Annotated in this window: 17 protein-coding genes; 10 read left to right on the forward strand and 7 right to left on the reverse strand. The window is 54.7% G+C overall.

The genetic code is table 11. From position 1 onward, the window contains the following. Window positions 1–350 precede the first annotated feature (350 nt). The 4 genes from EJ361_RS05995 (at window position 351) to EJ361_RS06010 (ending at window position 4,701) form a co-directional block, all read left to right on the forward strand. The gene (locus EJ361_RS05995; RefSeq protein WP_126244445.1) at window positions 351–1,745 is read left to right on the forward strand and encodes a cytochrome ubiquinol oxidase subunit I; all 1,395 of its coding nucleotides are present in this window, start codon (window positions 351–353) and stop codon (window positions 1,743–1,745) included. A 19-nt stretch (window positions 1,746–1,764) separates the two neighbouring features. After that, on the forward strand, window positions 1,765–2,799 hold the full coding sequence (cydB, locus tag EJ361_RS06000) for a cytochrome d ubiquinol oxidase subunit II (protein WP_126244446.1): 1,035 nt from the start codon (window positions 1,765–1,767) through the stop codon (window positions 2,797–2,799). 293 nt (window positions 2,800–3,092) lie between these two features. Next, window positions 3,093–4,052 (forward strand): helix-turn-helix transcriptional regulator, encoded by a 960-nt coding sequence (locus tag EJ361_RS06005; protein ID WP_126244447.1) that lies wholly within the window; start codon window positions 3,093–3,095, stop codon window positions 4,050–4,052. Window positions 4,053–4,098: 46 nt separating this feature from the next. After that, on the forward strand, window positions 4,099–4,701 hold the full coding sequence (locus EJ361_RS06010; protein WP_126244448.1) for a GyrI-like domain-containing protein: 603 nt from the start codon (window positions 4,099–4,101) through the stop codon (window positions 4,699–4,701). A gap of 66 nt (window positions 4,702–4,767) precedes the next feature. Here the strand turns inward: EJ361_RS06010 and rnc are convergent, their stop codons facing one another. Genes rnc through EJ361_RS06025 form a run of 3 tightly spaced genes read right to left on the reverse strand, consistent with a single transcriptional unit; the run spans window position 4,768 to window position 7,013 of the window. Next, complete coding sequence (rnc, locus tag EJ361_RS06015) at window positions 4,768–5,496, reverse strand: ribonuclease III (protein ID WP_240646554.1); 729 nt, start codon at window positions 5,494–5,496, stop codon at window positions 4,768–4,770. A gap of 4 nt (window positions 5,497–5,500) precedes the next feature. Then, on the reverse strand, window positions 5,501–6,754 hold the full coding sequence (gene fabF, locus EJ361_RS06020; protein ID WP_126244450.1) for a beta-ketoacyl-ACP synthase II: 1,254 nt from the start codon (window positions 6,752–6,754) through the stop codon (window positions 5,501–5,503). A 22-nt stretch (window positions 6,755–6,776) separates the two neighbouring features. Then, window positions 6,777–7,013 (reverse strand): acyl carrier protein, encoded by a 237-nt coding sequence (locus EJ361_RS06025; protein ID WP_012788038.1) that lies wholly within the window; start codon window positions 7,011–7,013, stop codon window positions 6,777–6,779. Between the two features lie 594 nt (window positions 7,014–7,607). Here EJ361_RS06025 and EJ361_RS06030 point away from each other — a divergent pair. The 3 genes from EJ361_RS06030 to EJ361_RS06040 are packed head-to-tail and all read left to right on the forward strand — an operon-like array spanning window position 7,608 to window position 13,197. Further along, window positions 7,608–8,681 carry an efflux RND transporter periplasmic adaptor subunit gene (locus tag EJ361_RS06030; protein ID WP_126244451.1) on the forward strand — a complete coding sequence of 358 codons (1,074 nt, stop codon included), beginning with the start codon at window positions 7,608–7,610 and terminating at the stop codon, window positions 8,679–8,681. A 48-nt stretch (window positions 8,682–8,729) separates the two neighbouring features. Next, window positions 8,730–11,861 carry an efflux RND transporter permease subunit gene (locus tag EJ361_RS06035; RefSeq protein WP_126244452.1) on the forward strand — a complete coding sequence of 1,044 codons (3,132 nt, stop codon included), beginning with the start codon at window positions 8,730–8,732 and terminating at the stop codon, window positions 11,859–11,861. 13 nt (window positions 11,862–11,874) lie between these two features. Beyond that, window positions 11,875–13,197, forward strand: coding sequence for a TolC family protein (locus EJ361_RS06040; protein WP_164714105.1), 1,323 nt, complete (start codon window positions 11,875–11,877; stop codon window positions 13,195–13,197). Window positions 13,198–13,311: 114 nt separating this feature from the next. Here EJ361_RS06040 and EJ361_RS06045 read toward each other — a convergent pair whose 3' ends face one another. Next, window positions 13,312–14,058: a peptidase associated/transthyretin-like domain-containing protein gene (locus tag EJ361_RS06045; RefSeq protein ID WP_126244454.1), complete on the reverse strand. Its 747-nt coding sequence runs from the start codon at window positions 14,056–14,058 to the stop codon at window positions 13,312–13,314. A 105-nt stretch (window positions 14,059–14,163) separates the two neighbouring features. Here EJ361_RS06045 and prs point away from each other — a divergent pair, with 105 nt between their 5' ends. Genes prs through EJ361_RS06060 form a run of 3 tightly spaced genes read left to right on the forward strand, consistent with a single transcriptional unit; the run spans window position 14,164 to window position 16,012 of the window. Continuing rightward, window positions 14,164–15,096 (forward strand): ribose-phosphate diphosphokinase, encoded by a 933-nt coding sequence (gene prs, locus EJ361_RS06050; protein ID WP_126244455.1) that lies wholly within the window; start codon window positions 14,164–14,166, stop codon window positions 15,094–15,096. Between the two features lie 9 nt (window positions 15,097–15,105). Then, window positions 15,106–15,561, forward strand: a complete 456-nt coding sequence (locus tag EJ361_RS06055; protein ID WP_126244456.1) for a hypothetical protein — start codon at window positions 15,106–15,108, stop codon at window positions 15,559–15,561. Between the two features lie 19 nt (window positions 15,562–15,580). Then, the gene (locus EJ361_RS06060; protein WP_126244457.1) at window positions 15,581–16,012 is read left to right on the forward strand and encodes a GNAT family N-acetyltransferase; all 432 of its coding nucleotides are present in this window, start codon (window positions 15,581–15,583) and stop codon (window positions 16,010–16,012) included. On the opposite strand, the gene EJ361_RS06065 is transcribed toward EJ361_RS06060, so the two are convergent. The 3 genes from EJ361_RS06065 to EJ361_RS06075 form a co-directional block, all read right to left on the reverse strand. Next, entirely contained in the window at window positions 16,013–16,513 is a 501-nt protein-coding gene (locus tag EJ361_RS06065) for a YcxB family protein (RefSeq protein ID WP_126244458.1), read from the reverse strand. A 17-nt stretch (window positions 16,514–16,530) separates the two neighbouring features. Continuing rightward, window positions 16,531–17,049 (reverse strand): hypothetical protein, encoded by a 519-nt coding sequence (locus EJ361_RS06070; RefSeq protein ID WP_126244459.1) that lies wholly within the window; start codon window positions 17,047–17,049, stop codon window positions 16,531–16,533. A 171-nt stretch (window positions 17,050–17,220) separates the two neighbouring features. Beyond that, window positions 17,221–18,564, reverse strand: coding sequence for an alkaline phosphatase D family protein (locus EJ361_RS06075; RefSeq protein ID WP_126244460.1), 1,344 nt, complete (start codon window positions 18,562–18,564; stop codon window positions 17,221–17,223). Window positions 18,565–18,597 lie beyond the last annotated feature (33 nt).

The raw sequence follows: 18,597 nt of genomic DNA on the forward strand, positions 1-18,597 counted from the left end.
GGTCATGGATGCCACGGGAAATTAAGTACACCCGCCGGTAGGTTTTGTTAAAATATCGTTAACAGGCCTGGCTGAAAAATAACAAGTCCGGGGAGATCCCCAGACCTGCTAAATACGCTCCAATTTAACTACATGGAAGAATGGCCCTTTCGGAACACCCCGTCCATGGTCCACCAAAATTAGCGTCGGGCTATGCCTGCAGGTGTTAAATGATTGTTATTGACATCGTAAGGAAGACCAACGTGTTTGCATTTCATTAAATTGATGAAGATCAGGAACTGCGCCTGACCCGCATCAGGACAGCCCCCGTTCCACCATCCTAATTTTGTGCAACTAAAACAACCCTTGGCATGCCGTCAGTCGAAATACTCAGCCGCATTCAGTTCGCCTTCACCATCGCTTTCCATTATATATACCCGCCGCTCAGCATAGGGCTGGGCGTTTGCCTGGTTATCATGGAAGGCATGTACCTCCGCACGGGGATCAGGATGTATGAAGACATCACCCGCTTCTGGATCAAGATTTTCGCCCTTATTTTCGGGATCGGCGTGGCCACGGGCATCGTCATGGAGTTCGAGTTCGGCACCAACTGGGCCACCTATTCCCGGTACGTGGGCGATATCTTCGGAAGCGCCCTCGCCGCCGAAGGCATCTTCGCCTTCGCCCTGGAATCCGGCTTCCTCGGCATCCTTATTTTCGGCTGGAACCGCGTCTCCAAAGGCGTCCACTTCTTTTCCACCATCATGGTCGCCCTCGGCTCCATGTTCTCCGCCGTCTGGATCGTGATCGCCAATTCCTGGCAGCAAACGCCCACCGGCTACGTCATCGAAGGCGAAGGGCTCATGGCCCGCGCCGTGATTACCGACTTCTGGGAAATGGTGTTCAACCCTTCTTCCATGGACCGCCTCTCCCACGTGATCATCGGCGCTTTCCTCGCCGGATCGTTCCTGGTGATGAGCGTGGGGGCTTATTACATCGTCCGCAACCGGTTCCTCGAACCGGCGAAGGCCATGTTCAAGGTAGGCCTCTCCGTAGCTGTGATCGCCGCGCTGGCGCAGCTGTTCACCGGCCACCGCTCCGCCCACTACGTAAGCGAATATCAGCCCGCCAAACTCGCGGCCATGGAAGGGCATTGGGACAGCTCCGCCGTGGCGCCCATGTACCTTTTCGGCTGGGTCGACAATGAAGCCGGGAAAACCACAGGGCTCGGCCTGCCGGGGGGCCTTTCCTTCCTCACCCATGGCTCCTTCAGCGCCCCCATGACCGGGCTGGACGCCTTCCCCAAAACGGAACGGCCCACGGCGGTGAACTTCGTATTCCAGAGTTACCACATCATGATCGCCATCGGTATGATATTGATTGCCATGACGTTATTGGCCGTATATTACCTCTGGCGAAAACGGCTGTTCAACAAAAAATGGCTCATGACCCTCTTCATCTGGGCCGTGCTCCTGCCGCAGATCGCCAACCAGGCCGGCTGGTACGCCGCCGAAGTGGGCAGGCAGCCCTGGGTGGTATATGGCCTCCTCCGCACGTCAGACGCGCTGAGCAAAGACGTGAAAGCCAACCAGGTCGTATTCAGCCTCGTGCTCTTCACGCTCGTCTATACACTGCTGTTCATTTTGTTCATTTACCTGCTCAATAAGAAAATCCAGCACGGACCGGCCATGACGCACAACGAAGAAGAAGAAAGCGACGAATTCTCGAAGCGCAATATCAAGCAACTGCAACATCCCGAACACTAAACACCTCAAAACGCAAGACATGGAAACGATCTTAGGACTGGACCTGCCCACACTTTGGTTCCTCGTGATCGGGGGACTGATCACAGGCTACGGCGTGCTCGACGGGTTCGACCTCGGCGCCGGGGCGCTCCATCTTTTTTTCAATAAGGAAGAAAGCCGGCGGATAGCGCTGAACGCCATCGGCCCGGTGTGGGACGGCAACGAGGTGTGGCTCGTGATTGCGGGAGGCGCCCTGTTCGCTGGGTTCCCGCTCGTTTACGGCACCATCCTCTCGATTTTCTACGTACCGTTCATGCTGTTCCTCGTGGCACTCATCTTCCGCGCGATCTCGATCGAGTTCCGGAGCAAGGAGCCCATGGCGTGGTGGCGGAAGATGTGGGATGTGAGTTATACGGCCTCCAGCACGCTGATCACCTTTCTGCTGGGCCTGGTACTGGGGAACCTCATCCACGGGCTGCCCATCAACGAAAAACACGAATTCACCGGCGATCTGCTGACCTTCTTCAATCCTTACGCCCTCCTCATCGCCATTACGACCCTGTCGCTTTTCATGCTCCACGGCGCCATTTACCTCGTCATGAAAACCGAAAACCGCCTCTACGCCAAACTGACGGTCCTGGTCAACAACTGCAGTAAATTCTTCATCCTCTGCTTCATCCTCTCCTCGATGGTAACGCTGATCTACATTCCGCATATGACCGACGAGTTCAAGAAGAACCCATGGCTGTTTGCCCTGCCCTTGCTCGCCGTGCTCACCGTGCTCAACATCAAGCGGAACATCGACGCGCGGAAGTATTTCACCGCCTTCGTCTTTTCCAGCTGCATCACGGCTGTTTTATTGATCCTCTTCGCCATCGGGCTATATCCCAACATCGTCATCAGCACCACCAATCCGGCCTACAGCATCAGCATCTACGAAGCCGCATCTTCCCCCAAATCATTGAAAATCATGTTATTGATGGCCGCAATCGGCACGCCGCTCGTCATTTCCTACACCATTTTCGTGTTCTGGACCTTCCGTGGAAAGGTAAAACTCAATGAAATGAGCTACTGACGCAGGTTCCGGGCAAAAAAAGAAGCCCCGGCAAGGAATTGCCAGGGCTTTACCATTTAACCTAACTATATGCTGTAACAGCAACTAGTTCCTTACATATCTTGAGGGGATAACTTGCACTGTTTATTAGTTTGACGTCGAACCATAAAAATACATGCGTGTTAAAACATCTTTTTTTTGAAAAGCTGCGAAACACCAAAATCTTAGCCTTTATGCCAATAAGATGTCTAAAAAGGGTGAAAAGTTTAATCGGGGACTATTTTCCGGGCAAAATTTGTCTTTACATTTGAAGCATGAACCGTATCGACCGTTTAACCGCTATTCTTGTTCAACTGCAGGGGAAGAAAATCGTGAAGGCGCAGGAGATCGCTGACAGGTTTGACATCAGCCTGCGCACCGTTTACCGCGACGTTAAAGCCCTCATGGAAGCCGGCGTGCCCATCGGGGCCGAGGCGGGAACGGGATATTATATCGTGGACGGGTACCATCTGCCGCCCGTGATGTTCGACCGCAGCGAGGCCGCCGCCCTGCTCACCGGTGAAAAACTCATGGAAAAACACAGCGACCGCTCCAACCACCAGCAGTTCAGTTCCGCCATGCAGAAAATCAGGGCCGTGCTGCGGGGAAGCGATAAGGACTTCCTCGAATCGCTCGACGAAAACATCGCCGTGCTGCACGACCGGCGGAGCAACGACGAACAGGAGTTTCCCAACCGCTTCCTCAGCGATATCCAGGCAGGGCTGGCCAATCAGAAAGTGCTGGCGGTGGAATATTACTCCTTTTACAACGACAGCACCAGTCACCGCGAGATCGAGCCCATCGGCATTTTCCATATGAACAGCAGTTGGCATCTCATCGGCTGGTGCCGCCTCCGCAACGACTACCGCGATTTCCGGGCAGATCGTATCAAGACCCTTCACCTCACGAACCAGGGGTTCGACAAATCGAAACGGATCACTTTACAACAATACATCACAAAGGAATTTGAGGCCGATCCCGACCAACCGAGCCTGATCAAAGTGCGAATTTCGCACGATGTGGCGCGCTGGCTGGGGCAACAGAAATATCATTACGGATTTGTACAGGAAAGGACAGAAGAGAATTATGTGGAGATGGATTTCCTGTACCGCAGCCTCTCCTACTTTGCGCGGTGGCTGCTGATGTTGGGGAAACATGTGGAAATCGTGGAACCGAACGATCTGAAGATCATCATCCGCCAGCAGATTTCCGAATTAAGCGAACATTACTCCTGACATACCGTTGTCACACCGGCCAGTTTCCTTTGCATAAACGACAGGTATGCAAAAAACAGATCTCAACAAAGAACTTCGACAATATTACCGGGCGCGGTCTACCCCCGAGTTAGTAACCATAGCGCCCGGTCAATTCCTGACCGTGGAAGGTACGGGCGATTGCCATGCCGGGGAATTCCGTTCCAAGATCAAAACGCTTTTGGCTACGGCGGGCAACGTCCGCAAGATTTCCAAATTGCAGGGCAACGATTTCCGGATGCCCGCGCTGGAAGGCTATTGGTGGGCCAACAGCGGCGAGCCTTTGCCGGGCGTTACGGCTGCTGAATGGAACTGGAAGCTGGCGATCCAGATGCCGGCCTTCGTGAGCCGCGGCGATTGCCGGCAGGCGGCGGCATTGGCGGGCAACAAGAAGCTTCCATTCCTCGACGCGCTCCGTTTCGAAGCGATGCCCCCCTCGCTGGCGGTACAGCTCTTGCATACGGGCTCCTATTTCGAAGAGGAAGCTTCCGTGGCCAAGTTGCATCAATACATCCGCCAGCACCACCTGGAAGTGAACGGCGTGCATCATGAAATCTATCTGAACGATCCGGGAAAAACCCCGCCGGATAAACTGAAAACGATATTGCGGCTGAACGTGAAGCCGGCTTAACGGAATACAAGGTTTTGAGACGCTGGAATTACCGGCGTCTTTTTTATTGAACCTACGTGAAAGTGATTATTTATCGTTCTCTCCGATTCCCAGCAATTCGATGGCCTGAGACGCCGCGATCTGGCTGGCGTCTTTTTTATTGAAGGCTTTGCCGGTGCAGATGAGTTCGCCGTCGAGCATGGCGCCAACGGTGAAGATGCGGCGGCCATTGTCCATCTGTTCTTCGATGAGCTCGAACTCGAGGGTTTTACCGTTTTTGTTGGCCCATCCGTAGAGTTTGTTCTTATGGTTCATCTCCACGATCTCGAGTGCTTCGAGGTCGATGTAGGGAACCAGGATACGTTTGTGGACGAACTGTTTGGTCTGGTTATATCCGCGATCGAGGTAAACGGCGCCAACGAGGGCTTCGAGGGTGTTACCGAAGATCTGGGAGATTTTGAGGAAGGAGTTGTATTTGTCGTAGATCGTGAGTTTGCGGAGGCCCATTTTGATGGCGATATCGTTGAGCTGCTGGCGGTTCACGATTTTGGACCGCATTTCGGTGAGGTATCCTTCAGTTTTGTAGGGATATTTTTTGAAGAGATAGTCGCCGATAATGGCGCCGAGGATGGCGTCACCAAGATATTCCAGGCGCTCGTTACTCTCAAGGAATTTTTCCTTGCTGGAACGGTGGCTTAAAGCAACTTCGTACAAAGCCAGATTGCCCGGGTGGAACCCGAGGAGGTTGTAGAGGTCTTTGTACAGTTTCTTTTTCCCGTATAAAATTTTATATAGGAATCCTGGAAGTAGTCTCACACAATCAAGGAACAAATTTTTTGAAAATAACGGAGGCGTTGTGCCCGCCAAACCCGAAGGTATTGCTGAGCGCCGCTCTCACTTCTCTTTTTTGTGCAACGTTAAAGGTGAAATTCAGCTGGGCGTCGAGCTGGGGATCGTCGGTGAAGTGGTTGATGGTGGGAGGCACGAGACCTTCCAGAATGCTCTTGATGATCGTAATGGATTCCACGGCTCCGGCAGCCCCGAGCAGGTGCCCGGTCATGGATTTGGTGGAGCTGATGTTAAGATCGTAGGCAGCTTCTCCAAATACCTTTTGAATGGCCTTTACTTCCGCAATGTCGCCCAGCGGAGTAGAGGTACCGTGTACGTTGATGTAGTCGATTTCTTCCGGTTGGAGGCCGGCATCTTTGAGGGCTTGCGTCATCACATTCATGGCTCCGAGCCCTTCGGGGTGAGGAGCGGTGATGTGGTGTGCGTCTGCAGATGCGCCGCCGCCGGCGAGCTCGACGTAGATTTTCGCGCCGCGGGCCATGGCATGTTCGTAGCTTTCCAGCACCAGTGCGCCGGCGCCTTCGCCCATCACAAAACCGTCGCGGTCGAGATCGAATGGCCTGGAGGCCGTTTTGGGATCGTCGTTCCGTTCGCTGAGCGCCTTCATGGCGTTGAAACCGCCTACGCAGGGCTCATTGATGATGTTTTCGGAACCACCCGAAATGACAACGTCCGCTTTTCCGTAGCGGATGGTGTACATGGCTTCGATAAGGGCGTTGGTGGCGGATGCACAGGCAGATACCACCGAAAAGTTAGGCCCCCTGAAACCATGCCGCATGGATATATGCCCTGCGGCAATATCCAGGATCAGCCGGGTGATCAGGAAAGGACTGAAACGTGGCGTTCCGTCCCCGGAATGGAATTCCTTTAACTCATTCGAGAAGTTGATCATCCCGCCTACACCCGTACCCCAGATCACGCCAACCCTGTCAACATCCACGGAGTTGCGGTCGATTTTCGCGTCCGCAACAGCCTGATCGGCTGCTATGACGGCGGTTTGCGTGAACGGGTCCATTTTGCGCGCGTCCTTCTTATCCATGAATTGGGTAGGATCGAAGTCTTTCAGCTCACAGGCAAAACGGGTCTTGAATTTGGAAGCATCAAACTGCTTGATATAATCAGCGCCCGATACACCGTTCGCCAATCCCTGCCAGAAAGATTCCACGGAATTGCCGAGCGGTGTCAGCGCGCCTAAACCTGTAACGACTACTCGTCTTGGTTGCATTAAAACAGTTCTGATTGTTGGATTATTTTACGTGTTCTTCCAGGTAAGCTACTGCCTGGCCAACAGTGGTGATAGTTTCTGCTTGTTCGTCAGGAATGGAGATGTTGAATTCTTTTTCGAATTCCATGATCAGTTCTACCGTATCCAAAGAGTCAGCGCCCAGGTCGTTGGTGAAAGAGGCTTCAGGAGTTACCTCGGCTTCGTCAACGCCTAATTTGTCAATAATGATCTTTTTAACTCTTGATGCAATGTCTGACATAATTTTAAGTGTTTTTGGTTTAAAACTTGACTGCAAAAATATAATTTTTATTCAATTGCCAAGGATTCGGTAGAATTTTAACCCAGATTTTCCATTTGCTTAACAACAATGAACTCCAAGATAAGCCACAGCATTGAATTACAGCTTTCACCGCATACACGCGGCCAAACATATGACTCCCCTTTTTCATCCTTGAAAACCCCGCTTTCACCCGCTTTTCTCCCCTTTTTCTCCCCGGCCCCATCCTCCCCTCACCACACCCCGCATTCCCGGCAACTGCCCTTTTGTCGGTCCCCCCCGAAGCCGCGCATCCTCCCTTCACCTATCCATCCCCCATCATTTCACCTCCGGCCCTTATTGCACCGCTCATCCACAAATCCCCGCCTAATTAGCTGTTACGACATACAAGTTGACCATTCAGCCCCCGAATTCAGCCACTTAACCATATTTAAAACCGGATCGGGAGCGCGATAACGTCCAATTATTAAATTTGTCCGGCTTCGAAATCCCTTAACTTGCGGGGGATGGATTCCACGTCCCGATCCCCGGACCGAAAAACCGAAAGCGGTTACTAAACTTTATATAGACTGAAACATGCGAAATAAGACCTTACGAATTATTATTCTATTCCTGGTTCTGGCTGCTGCCGGCTTCTTTATTTATAAGCTGACCGCAAAACCCGGCGCAAAACCCGGCGCTCCTTCCGCCGGCGGCCGCCCGGCCGGAAAACCCATCATGGCCGATGCCTATGTTGTGAAACCCGTGAAACTCGACGAAATCATCGAAGCCTCCGGCACCCTCCAAAGCAACGAAGAAGTGGAGCTCAAACCCGAGATCACCGGTCGCATCACCCATATATATTTTAAAGAAGGCGCCAAAGTAGCCAAAGGCACTCTCCTCATCAAACTGTACGATGGCGACATCCTCGCCCAGCTCCGCAAACTCGAGCTCCAGCGCGAACTCGCCAAAACCACCCTCTCCCGCCAGGAATCCCTCCTCAAGATCAACGGCATCTCCCGGCAGGATGTGGACGTGACCACCAACCAGGTAGCCGCCTACGGCGCAGACATCGAATATAACAAGGCCCAGCTCCAGAAAACGGAGATCCGCGCCCCCTTCAGCGGCACCATCGGCCTCCGCAACGTGTCTGAAGGCGCCATCGTAGGCCCCACCACCATTATGACCACCCTCCAGCAGCTCGATCCCCTCAAGATCGACTTCGCTTCGCCCGAAAAATACCGCAACGCCATCCGTAAAGGCGACCCGGTTACTTTTTCCGTGACGGGAGACACCGTCCGCTACCGCGGCTCCATATACGCCATCGATCCCAAGATCGACCTGGCCACCCGCAGCGTGAAAATCCGCGCCATCGTGCCCAATCCCAACGGCACCCTGTTCCCCGGATCGTTCGCCCGCACCTCCATACAGCTGAAAGACAATCCCAACGCCATTATGATCCCCTCCCAGGCCGTGATCCCCGGAACCCGGTTCAAACAGGTGATCGTGGCAAATAGCGGCAAAGCCAGATTCGTGAACGTGGAAACCGGCATCCGTAACGAAAACAACGTGCAGATCACCAGCGGCCTCCAGATCGGGGACACCGTCATCACCACCGGTATACTCCAACTGAAACCCGGAATGCCCTTTCAATATAATAAGGTGCAATAGTGCGCTGCCCGAAACAGCAGCGGTTCCCTGAACTTAACAACGAAACACATGAGCTTACCCTCCATATCGCTTAAAAGGCCCGTCTTCGCCATCGTGATGAACATCATCATCGTGATCTTCGGCCTGGTCGGGTTCACCTTCCTCGGGGTGCGCGACTTCCCCGCCATCGACCCGCCGGTGGTGAACGTCCGCACATCCTACCCCGGCGCCAACTCCGATATCATCGAAACCCAGATCACCGAACCGCTCGAAAAAGCGATCAACGGTGTGGCCGGTATCAAAAATATCTCCTCCCTCAGCTCACAAGGCTCCTCCAACATCACGGTGGAATTCGAACTGAGTGAAGACCTCGAAGCCGCGGCCAACGACGTGCGCGACAAAGTCTCCCAGGCGCAGCGCAACCTGCCCAACGACCTGGAAGCCCCGCCCGTGGTATCCAAAGCCGACGCCAACTCGGACGCCATCATTTCCATGACCGTCCAGTCCAACACCCGCAACCAGCTCGAAGTCACCGAGTACGCCACCAACGTGCTCCTCGAACGGCTGCAAACCATTCCCGGCGTTTCCGCCATCCAGATCTGGGGCGAGAAGAAATACGCCATGCGCATCTGGATGGACCCCGCCCGCCTTTCCGCCTATTCCCTCGCCCCCGGCGACGTACAACTTGCCCTCCAGCGCGAGAACGTGGAACTGCCTTCCGGCAAGATCGCGGGCAACGCTACCGAGCTGACCGTGCGTACTTTCGGGCGGCTGGATACGGAAGAGGAATTCAATGAACTCATCATCAAGAACGTCAACGGCGCCGAAATCCGGCTGCGCGACGTAGGCCAGGCCGTGCTCGGGCCGGAAAACGAGGAAACGCAGCTGAAGGAATCCGGCGTGCCGATGATCGCCCTCGCCCTTATTCCGCAACCAGGCTCCAACTACGTGGCCATCGCCGAAGAATTTTATAAAAGATACGACCAGCTGAAGCAGGAGGTGCCGGAAGACATCTCCCTCAACATCGCCATGGACAATACCGCCTTCATCAAGAAGAGTATCCATGAGGTGCAGGAAACGCTCATCATCGCCCTCACGCTGGTAATCCTCATCGTGTACCTGTTCTTCCGCGACTGGCTCATGGCCCTTCGCCCGATCGTGGACATTCCCGTGTCGCTCATCGGCGCGTTCTTCATCATGTACATCTGCGGGTTCACCATCAATATCCTCACGCTGCTGGCCATCGTACTGGCCACGGGGCTCGTGGTGGACGACGGTATCGTGGTCACGGAAAACATTTATAAAAAGATCGAGCTGGGCATGCCGCGCATGCGCGCCGCCAAGGAAGGTTCCGAAGAAATTTTCTTTGCGGTGATCGCCACGTCGGTAACGCTGGCGTTCGTGTTCCTTCCGATCATCTTCCTCCAGGGGTTCGTGGGCAGTCTGTTCCGGGAATTCGGGATCGTGGTGGCCGGCGCCGTATTGATCTCGGCGTTCGTTTCACTTACGCTCACGCCCGTGCTCAACGTAAAGCTCGCCCGCAAAACGCACAAGCATTCCTGGTTCTACGAAAAAACGGAGCCGTTCTTCCAGTGGATGGAACGGAGCTACAAGAATACGCTCGCTTCCTTCATCCAGATCCGCTGGTTCGCCTGGGTGATCATTGCGGCCTGTATCGGCATGATCTACGTGCTGTTCACCAACATCCAGTCAGAACTGGCGCCGGTGGAAGACCGGAGCACGTTCCGCCTTTCCATCTCCGCGCCCGAAGGCACGGCTTATGATGCCATGGACAAGTACGTGGTAGACCTGGTGAATTTCATGAAAGATTCCATCCCCGAAAAGAAAGTGATCCTTTCCGTGACGGCGCCGGGCTTCTCCGGTGCGGGTTCCGTGAACACGGCCTTCTCGTTCGTGACGCTCCCCGAGCCGAACGAGCGCCTCCGCTCGCAGAAAGACATCGTGAATATGGTGAACCGCAATATGTACCGGTTCCCCCAGGGCAAAGTGTTCGCCATCGAGCAGCAAACCATCCAGGTAGGCCGCCGCGGCGGTTTGCCCGTTGCTTTCGTATTGCAGAACGTGAACTTCGAGAAACTCTCCGCCGTCATCCCCCGATTCGTGGAAGAAGCTTCCGCCAACCCGGTTTTCCAGGGCGTTGACGTAGATCTCAAGTTCAACAAACCCGAACTGCGCATCCACATCAACCGGGCAAAGGCCAGCGAACTCGGCGTTTCGGTGGAAGATATCTCCTCCACCCTCCAACTCGCCCTTTCCAACCGCCGCTTCGGTTACTTCATCCGCAACGGTAAACAATACCAGGTGATGGGCCAGGTGTTCCGCGCCGACCGCGACGACCCCGTCGATCTCCAAAGCATCTACGTCCGCAACGCACGCGGCGAAGCCATCCAGCTCGATAACCTCGTGACCATCGAAGAGGAAACGAGCCCGCCGGTAATCTATCACTACAACCGTATGAAATCGGCCACCATCTCCGCAGGTCTTGCCCCCGGCAAAACCATCGGCGACGGTATCGACGCCATGCACGCCATTTACGCCAAACTGGAAAAGGAAAAAGTGATCGACAATTCGTTCGACACGGCGCTGAGCGGCTCCTCGCGCGACTATGCCGAGTCCGGCTCCAACACCATGTTCGCGCTGCTGCTGGCGCTCATCCTCATTTACCTCGTGCTTGCCGCGCAGTTCGAAAGCTGGGTCGATCCGCTGATCATCATGCTCACGGTGCCCATGGCGTTTGCAGGCGCATTCCTGTCGTTGAAGCTATTCAACCAGACCTGGAACATCTTCTCGCAGATCGGGGTGATCATGCTGATCGGCCTGGTGACGAAAAACGGGATCCTCATCGTGGAATTCGCCAACCACATGCGCGACGCCGGCCGGGAGAAATCCGACGCGGCGATCGAAGGTGCGGTGATGCGTTTGCGCCCGATCCTCATGACATCGCTGGCCATGGCGCTGGGCGCGCTTCCCATCGCGATGAGCCTCGGGGCGGCTTCTACCAGCCGCATCCCGCTGGGGATCGTGATCGTGGGCGGCATCATGTTCTCGCTCGTGCTCACGCTGTACGTGATCCCTGCCGTGTACACCTTCCTCAGCCGCAGGAAGAAGAACACGGAATTCGAAGACGCGGTAACTGATTCGAAAGTGCCCGAAGAGGCAGCATCCGCCGCGCACGCCTAAAATCATGCTAACAATGAAACTGAAACAGATATTCTTCTTCACCTCCCTGATCCTCGCCTGCACCGCCACCCGCGCGCAGCAGGTGCTCACGCTGGAACAGGCGATCGACCTGGGGCTGAAAAACAACTTCGATATCCGCATGGCGCGCAACGATGCGGAATTGTCGGCCAACGATAACGCATACGCCAACTTCGCCTTCGCACCGCGCATCAACGGCACCGCCGCCCAGACCTGGACCAATACCGCCACCAAACAGGAATTCGGCAACGGCACCAAACGCGACACCTCGGGCATCAAGAACAAACAGCTGCAAGCGGCCGTCAACCTCAACTGGACGCTGTTCGACGGCCTCAAGATGTTCGCTACGCGCCAGCGCGTGCAGGCCATCGAGATCCTGGGCGAACTGGCCGTCCGCAACCAGGTCGAGAATACGGTCGCCAATATCATCAACAGCTATTACAACATCGCGCAGCAAAAACAGCAATTGCGCGCGCTCGCCGAGCAGATGTCCATTTCCGACGAACGCGTGAAACTCTCCGACGCCAAGTTCCAGACCGGGCTTGCGCCGAAAACGGATTGGCTCCAGGCGAAAGTGGATTACAACGCACAACGCGCCAACTGGCTCCGCCAGCAAACCGTGATCGAACAAAGCAAAGCGTCGCTCAATCAACTGCTCGCCATCGCCGACGAAAGCGTGAACTACGACGTGCTCGACACCATCCCGCTGAACCTCCGGTACACTTACGGTCAGATCCTGGAAAACGTCAACCAGACGAACCCCCAGCTGCAGATCTCCCGCCAGAACCTGGAAATTTCACGGCTGACGCTGAAGGAAAGAAAGGGGGATTTTTTCCCGGTACTGTCTTTCAACTCCGCCTATAACTTCAACCAGTCGCGCGCGAGCGCCGCCATCAACCAGTTCAGCCCCGTGTTCAACCAGAACCGCGGCTTCAACTACGGCTTCTCCGCCACGGTGCCCATTTTCAACGGCCTCAACGCACATCGCCAATACAAAGCCGCGAAGCTCGATATCGAATATCAGCAACTCGCGCTCGACAACCAGGCCTCGCTGGTGCAATTGCAACTGCGCAATGCCTACCGCGATTACGAGTACTACAAAATGGCGCTGGAACTGGAGCAGGAAAGCGTAGACCTCGCCCGCGAAAACACCATGGTGGCGCTGGAACGCTTCCGGCAAGGGGTTTCCACCACGCTGGAAGTGAAAGAAGCCCAGCAAAGCCTCGAGCTCGCCGCCTACCGCCTCATCCAGGCGCGCTACAACACGAAAGTGGCGGAAACGGAGCTCATGCGGCTGAAAGGCGGATTACTGAAATAATCTCCCCGCAGATAAAAACGAAAATCCCGTCCAGGTACCGCCCGGACGGGATTCCTTTAACGGGAAACGCCCGTCAGCATGCAGCTGGACGGGCGTTTCCGTATGTTGACGAACTTAGTTGGCGGATTCCTTTCTCCCTTCGCCGCGCTGTTTTTGCCAGCGTTCGTACGATTGTTTGATGAACAGCAGCAGATCGTATTCCGTTGCGTTCAGCAGGAAGTTGTAAGGCGGGCGGTAGGCGAGCATGAACGAATCCAGCTCGGGGCTTTCCAGTTTGGTGATTTTGGCCACCAGGTCGTGATTGTAGCGGTAGTCGATATGCTTTTCCTCTTCCCAGTATTTGAGCTGTTCCCCGAATTTCTCGCGGCGTTTGCGGGCTTTGCTGGGAACGAGGTAGGTGAGCGCGGTGATGGGGTTGGACGGCAGTGTTTTCAGCACATCCAGCGCGCCGGGGCGCTTGTACCCGAAATAGCGTTCGTATTCTTCGCGGATGGCGAGGGAGTCCTGTTTATAGATGCGGCCACGGATGTTGATGCCCTGGAGCCCCATGATATGGCGCTTCATTTCCACGTTGCGGGTCGCGGAAATCCCGGGCGCCACGTAAGCCGTGCGCACGTAGCTGATACTGGAAAACTCGATGGTGTCGCCCGGCAGCGCCTCGATATAATAACGGCCCGTTTCACCGGAGATCGAGCCCATGTTGCTGCGTTTGTTCCAGACGGTAACGCCAGGGAGCCCGGTGCGCGTGTCCGCATCGGTGATCATACCCATCAGGCGGACAGCCTGCGCGCTGGCTTCCTGCAGTCCGACCAGGCACAAAACACCCGCCGCCACGGCGTATCTTAACAGAAATTGCTTCATACTATGCTCTCAAATTTAACGTTCCGGGCTCAAATGAAACGTTAAAAATAATTTATAAGCCTGACGCTTTTGGCATAATTTCGGGAAACTCCTGAAATTCAAGCCATGGCCCGTAAAATCGTATTTTCCACGCAAAGGTACCAATATCTCAGGGAGCGGTTGCTCGCCATCGCGCCAGACACATGGGAGCCGGGGCTCCTTTCCATCCGCGATTTCCCCGACGGCGAACACTATCACCGTATAACCTCCAACGTTAGCGGGAAGGAAGTGGTTCTGATCGGCGGAACGATAGACGATAAGGAAACCCTCGAACTGTTCGACATCGCCAACGGCTGTATCCAGTACGGCGCCGTCTGCATCAACCTCGTGATCCCCTACTTCGGCTATTCCACCATGGAAAGGGCCGTGCAGTACGGGGAGATCGTAAAAGCCAAAACCCGTGCCACGCTGTTCTCCGCCCTGCCCGCCGCTGCCAACGGTATCAGGGTGATCATGATCGATTTACACGTAGACGGAATATCGTATTATTTTGAAAGCAATGTGAGGCCGGTGCATTTGTACGCCAAAAACATCGTGCAGCAGGCAGCGCTCGATATTGCCGGCGGCAAGCCTTTCGTGCTCGCCAGCACCGATTCCGGCCGCGCCAAATGGGTGGAATCGCTCGCCAACGACCTCGGTGTTCCTGCGGCGTTCGTGTTCAAAAAGCGGGTTTCGGGGGAAGAAACGCATGTCACTGCCATCAGCGCCAATGTTCAGGATACGCCCGTCATCATTTACGACGACATGATCCGCACCGGCGGTTCGCTCATTAACGCCGCGCAGGCTTATCAACAGGCGGGCGCCTCATCCATCGCCGTTATCACCACCCATGGTATTTTCGCCGGCAACGGCTTCGACCGTATCCGCGACAGCGGCATCATCACCCGGCTCGTTTGCACGGATACGCACCCGAACGCCCTGCGGATCAGCGATCCCATGCTGGAAGTGCGGTCTGTGGCGCCGGTGATACTTGAATATTTTAACAGTAATCCAGTATAAATTCATTGCATGTTAACGGAAACCGAATTGTTCGAGCAGTTGTATCGAAGTATGAAAGAAACCGGGGGGCCGAATCTCGTTATCCATGCAGAAAATGAATCATTCGGCCTGGTCAGCATTTTCGAAGCAGCTTACCTGCTCGATGTCAACGCCAGGAAAGCCATATTGATCGATTCTTTTTATGGTAATCCTACCTGCGGTGTATTGACCGAAAATGGCGACTGGGCTGCCGTTGGAGGGAATGATGGTCTGGCGGTCATTCGGAATGGTGCCGTCACCCGTTATCATGGCGTCGGCGTTTACGACATGCGCCAATCCGGCCCGGAATCCCTGCTCATCCTCGAAGATCCCTGGATGGAAGATGCCGCCATCTGGGAATTCAATGTGCGGACGGCTTTATTGGAAAAAGTCCGCCCGTTCCCCGATTACGCCCGTCAACCCTACACAGAAAACGTCATTTGGTAAACCTCCGTACCTTCGTCCCATGCCCGATATCCGCCTCATCGAATACGGCAGTTGCGACCATCACAGCATGATCGCGCTGCGCGACAAAATCCTCCGCCGCCCGCTGGGCCTCACTTTTTCGGAGGAATACCTGCAACAGGAAATGCACGACATCCTCATCGGCTGCTTCGATGGCGGCCGCATCGTGGGCTGTTGCATCCTCACGCCGGTAAGCGCAACCACCGTGCAATTGCGGCAAATGGCGGTAGACGGCGATCAGCAGGGCAAAGGCACCGGCAGCCGCGTGCTCCGCTTCGCCGAAGAACAGGCGCGGAAAGAAGGGTTCGAAGAATTGATGATGCACGCCCGCGACCTTGCACGGCCGTTCTACGAAAAAAACGGCTATTCTACCCGCGGCGGAATTTTCACCGAAGTAGGCATCGATCACGTCGAAATGTTCAGGAAACTCTGATCAGGATTTGTCTTTCCGGCGATAATCCGGGATCGCGCGCTGCATCAGTTCGCGGAATTGGAGGTGCGCTTCATCGCTCTGGAAAGCACTCGTGGGAATGAGGAAGAAACTGCGCTTGTCGCGGTAGAGATAGAAAAAAGAATCCGTTTCCACGATCTGGTTGAAATTGCGCCACAACAGCTGGCGTTCTCCCACCCCGGTCTGGATCGCCATTCCTTCATCATTGTAATGCAGGCGGATATTATCCCTGAAAGTAGCGGCTTTATTGTAAGTGGAAACGGGGAGCAAATACCAGAACGCCCAGCCCAGGATCAACATCATGAGCACGATCCCCAGCATGGCGTTGAAGTTCACCAGGCGCAACACGTACCCGATCACGGTTGCCAATAGCAAAATGATCAGGGCATTGCGAAAAACCTTGATTTCGCCCCTGCGTAAAAAATGGAACCGTAATGCATTGATAACTTCTTCCCTTTTGTAGGTAAACTGGAGCAGATGCATTAAACGAACTTACGAAATTATTTCGAAGCCGTCAAAGGCATCGGGCTGTCGAGATCGTCGCAAGTGGATACAGGCGCGGTTTTGCGGGTTTTGCTGGCCGTGCGCTTATCGCTCAGATCATCTTCGTTGAGACCGGGGAAGTTCTTCTTGATGAATTGCATGTATTGTTGCAGGACTTTCGGGTCAACCTTGAAAGGTGCAACGATTTGATCTTTCGGATCCAGCTTGAGGGAAGGATCGTTCTTAATGCGGGTTTCGTTCTGTAAATACCACTTATAGAGGTCTACCATGGCCTTGTTCATCTCCAGTTCGTCTACTTTCTCCACTTTCGACTGCGGAACGGTCCACAGAATCTCCTCCAGCCTGTTGCTCGATTTGGCTTTGGCGGTGGCGGCGGTTACGGTAGCGCCCTTCTCGGTCTTGTCGCCATTATTGGCAGACTTGTCGCCGTTATTGGTAGTCTTATCGCCGTTGTGGGCGAACGCGGCGGATGAAACCACCGTTCCGATTGCCAACATAAACAACAGCTTTTTCATAAGGGTAATAGTTTAATGACCTAAAAATACAAAATAACTGGTGAAATAAAAGCCCTTTTGACGAATCCGTAGTTTTGCGGTACAAACAGCACTTGTAAAGCTACCAACATCCTTTTGGGCCTTTCATCAAATAGACGAACCGCTGCAAGAAAAGTTGCAGCTTTCCCCGAATTATTTTTTCAATTCCTGCGCCGCCACTTCAAATTTCCCCAGCACCCGGCCGTTCCGGTCCACGAACTCCACCTGCATCCTGCGGTCGTTTTGCGGCCCTAACACCTTGATCCTGCTGTAGTTCTGCGTCACCACCAGCGTTCCCGCCACGCGGATGGGGCTGTTCACCTCGATGCCCGAAGGGGCGGCCTCGCCGGATGTGAGGGGAGAATTGGTAATGTCGTATAACGGATAATTGCCGGGGCGGTCCATTTTAACGACTTCGGAATGATGCCGGTCGCCGGTGAGGAATACGATCCCAGGGATGTCCACTTCATTCAGCCAATCCATAAATGACTGGTATTCAACTGGAAAATGATGAAAACTGTCCCAACGGGAATACACGTTCAGCGCCTGGCTCCCGGTGGCCACCACCTTGAATCGGGCATTGCTTTGCAGCAGGGCGTTGCGGAGCCACTCCATCTGCTCGTCGCCGTACATTTTCTTTTCCGCGTTCGGTTTGCCGCCGATGCTGTCTGGCATCCGGGAGCCGCTGGAAAAGTAGCGCCCGTCCAGCAGGAAAAAGTCTACGTCATTGAAACTGAACTGGGTATAAATGCCTTTCCCGTCCCGGCCGAAGGTGGGATTGGGCCAGTAATCCATGAACACGGCGCGGCTTTCGTCGCGGAAAATGTAGGCTTTGCTGGCATCGTTGGGCCCGAAATCGTGATCATCCCAGGTGGCGTAGTGCGGCATGGCCGACAGGAAAGGCTGCAGCACCGGCAGGGACCGGTCGCGGTGCGCGCGGTAGGCCAGGCCAGGCGCGGAATGGTAATCCACTTCGCGGGTGTACCAGTTATCGCCCAACCATAGCATGAAATCGGCTTTTTCTTTGGCCATGGTGAGGAAAATGGAGGAATCCTTGCCGTAGGGCTTGCCCGGCCGGTCGAACCCGTCTTCGTTGAAATACGCGCAGGAGCCCGTCAGGAACGTAAAATCGGGCGCGGGCATTCGGTATTGCCAGAGGGTTTTGGTTTTGAAGGAAGACTTTTTAGCCGGGATTTTATCTATTACGACCTCGTATTCGTATTCCGTGGCGGGATCGAGGTTGACGAGCTGCAGTTTGACAGGCAGGTAGGTTCTACCGGATTGCCCGGTCCAGTTTTGGGTGCGGGCACGGCCTTCCTGTCCTTTCGGCCAGAAACGGACGGCCACCTGCTTCACCGTGGGTGCCACTTCCACCCAAACTATGGCGTCGCGCAGTTCTACGGACCCCGTCATGGGGCCGGCCACGAGCCCCTTGTGCTGGGCGATGCCGGGAAAAGTCAGGAAAAGGACGAAGAGGATGCAGGGGATAGCGCGCATGGGGAGCAGGTTTAGGTTATCAAATATAACCCT

It is taken from the genome of Chitinophaga rhizosphaerae (genome assembly GCF_003958645.1).
GTDB classification, from domain to species: Bacteria; Bacteroidota; Bacteroidia; order Chitinophagales; family Chitinophagaceae; genus Chitinophaga; species Chitinophaga rhizosphaerae.

Excerpts from the sequence above, each read along its gene's own strand:
- EJ361_RS06030 (WP_126244451.1), top strand. The coding sequence starts at position 7,608 with ATGCGAAATAAGACCTTACGAATTATTATTCTATTCCTGGTTCTGGCT.
- fabF (WP_126244450.1), bottom strand. The coding sequence starts at position 6,754 with ATGCAACCAAGACGAGTAGTCGTTACAGGTTTAGGCGCGCTGACACCG.
- cydB (WP_126244446.1), top strand. The coding sequence starts at position 1,765 with ATGGAAACGATCTTAGGACTGGACCTGCCCACACTTTGGTTCCTCGTG.
- EJ361_RS06010 (WP_126244448.1), top strand. The coding sequence starts at position 4,099 with ATGCAAAAAACAGATCTCAACAAAGAACTTCGACAATATTACCGGGCG.
- prs (WP_126244455.1), top strand. The coding sequence starts at position 14,164 with ATGGCCCGTAAAATCGTATTTTCCACGCAAAGGTACCAATATCTCAGG.
- EJ361_RS06070 (WP_126244459.1), bottom strand. The coding sequence starts at position 17,049 with ATGAAAAAGCTGTTGTTTATGTTGGCAATCGGAACGGTGGTTTCATCC.
- EJ361_RS06060 (WP_126244457.1), top strand. The coding sequence starts at position 15,581 with ATGCCCGATATCCGCCTCATCGAATACGGCAGTTGCGACCATCACAGC.
- EJ361_RS06040 (WP_164714105.1), top strand. The coding sequence starts at position 11,875 with ATGAAACTGAAACAGATATTCTTCTTCACCTCCCTGATCCTCGCCTGC.
- EJ361_RS06035 (WP_126244452.1), top strand. The coding sequence starts at position 8,730 with ATGAGCTTACCCTCCATATCGCTTAAAAGGCCCGTCTTCGCCATCGTG.
- EJ361_RS06055 (WP_126244456.1), top strand. The coding sequence starts at position 15,106 with ATGTTAACGGAAACCGAATTGTTCGAGCAGTTGTATCGAAGTATGAAA.
- EJ361_RS05995 (WP_126244445.1), top strand. The coding sequence starts at position 351 with ATGCCGTCAGTCGAAATACTCAGCCGCATTCAGTTCGCCTTCACCATC.
- EJ361_RS06005 (WP_126244447.1), top strand. The coding sequence starts at position 3,093 with ATGAACCGTATCGACCGTTTAACCGCTATTCTTGTTCAACTGCAGGGG.
- EJ361_RS06025 (WP_012788038.1), bottom strand. The coding sequence starts at position 7,013 with ATGTCAGACATTGCATCAAGAGTTAAAAAGATCATTATTGACAAATTA.
- EJ361_RS06075 (WP_126244460.1), bottom strand. The coding sequence starts at position 18,564 with ATGCGCGCTATCCCCTGCATCCTCTTCGTCCTTTTCCTGACTTTTCCC.
- EJ361_RS06045 (WP_126244454.1), bottom strand. The coding sequence starts at position 14,058 with ATGAAGCAATTTCTGTTAAGATACGCCGTGGCGGCGGGTGTTTTGTGC.
- EJ361_RS06065 (WP_126244458.1), bottom strand. The coding sequence starts at position 16,513 with ATGCATCTGCTCCAGTTTACCTACAAAAGGGAAGAAGTTATCAATGCA.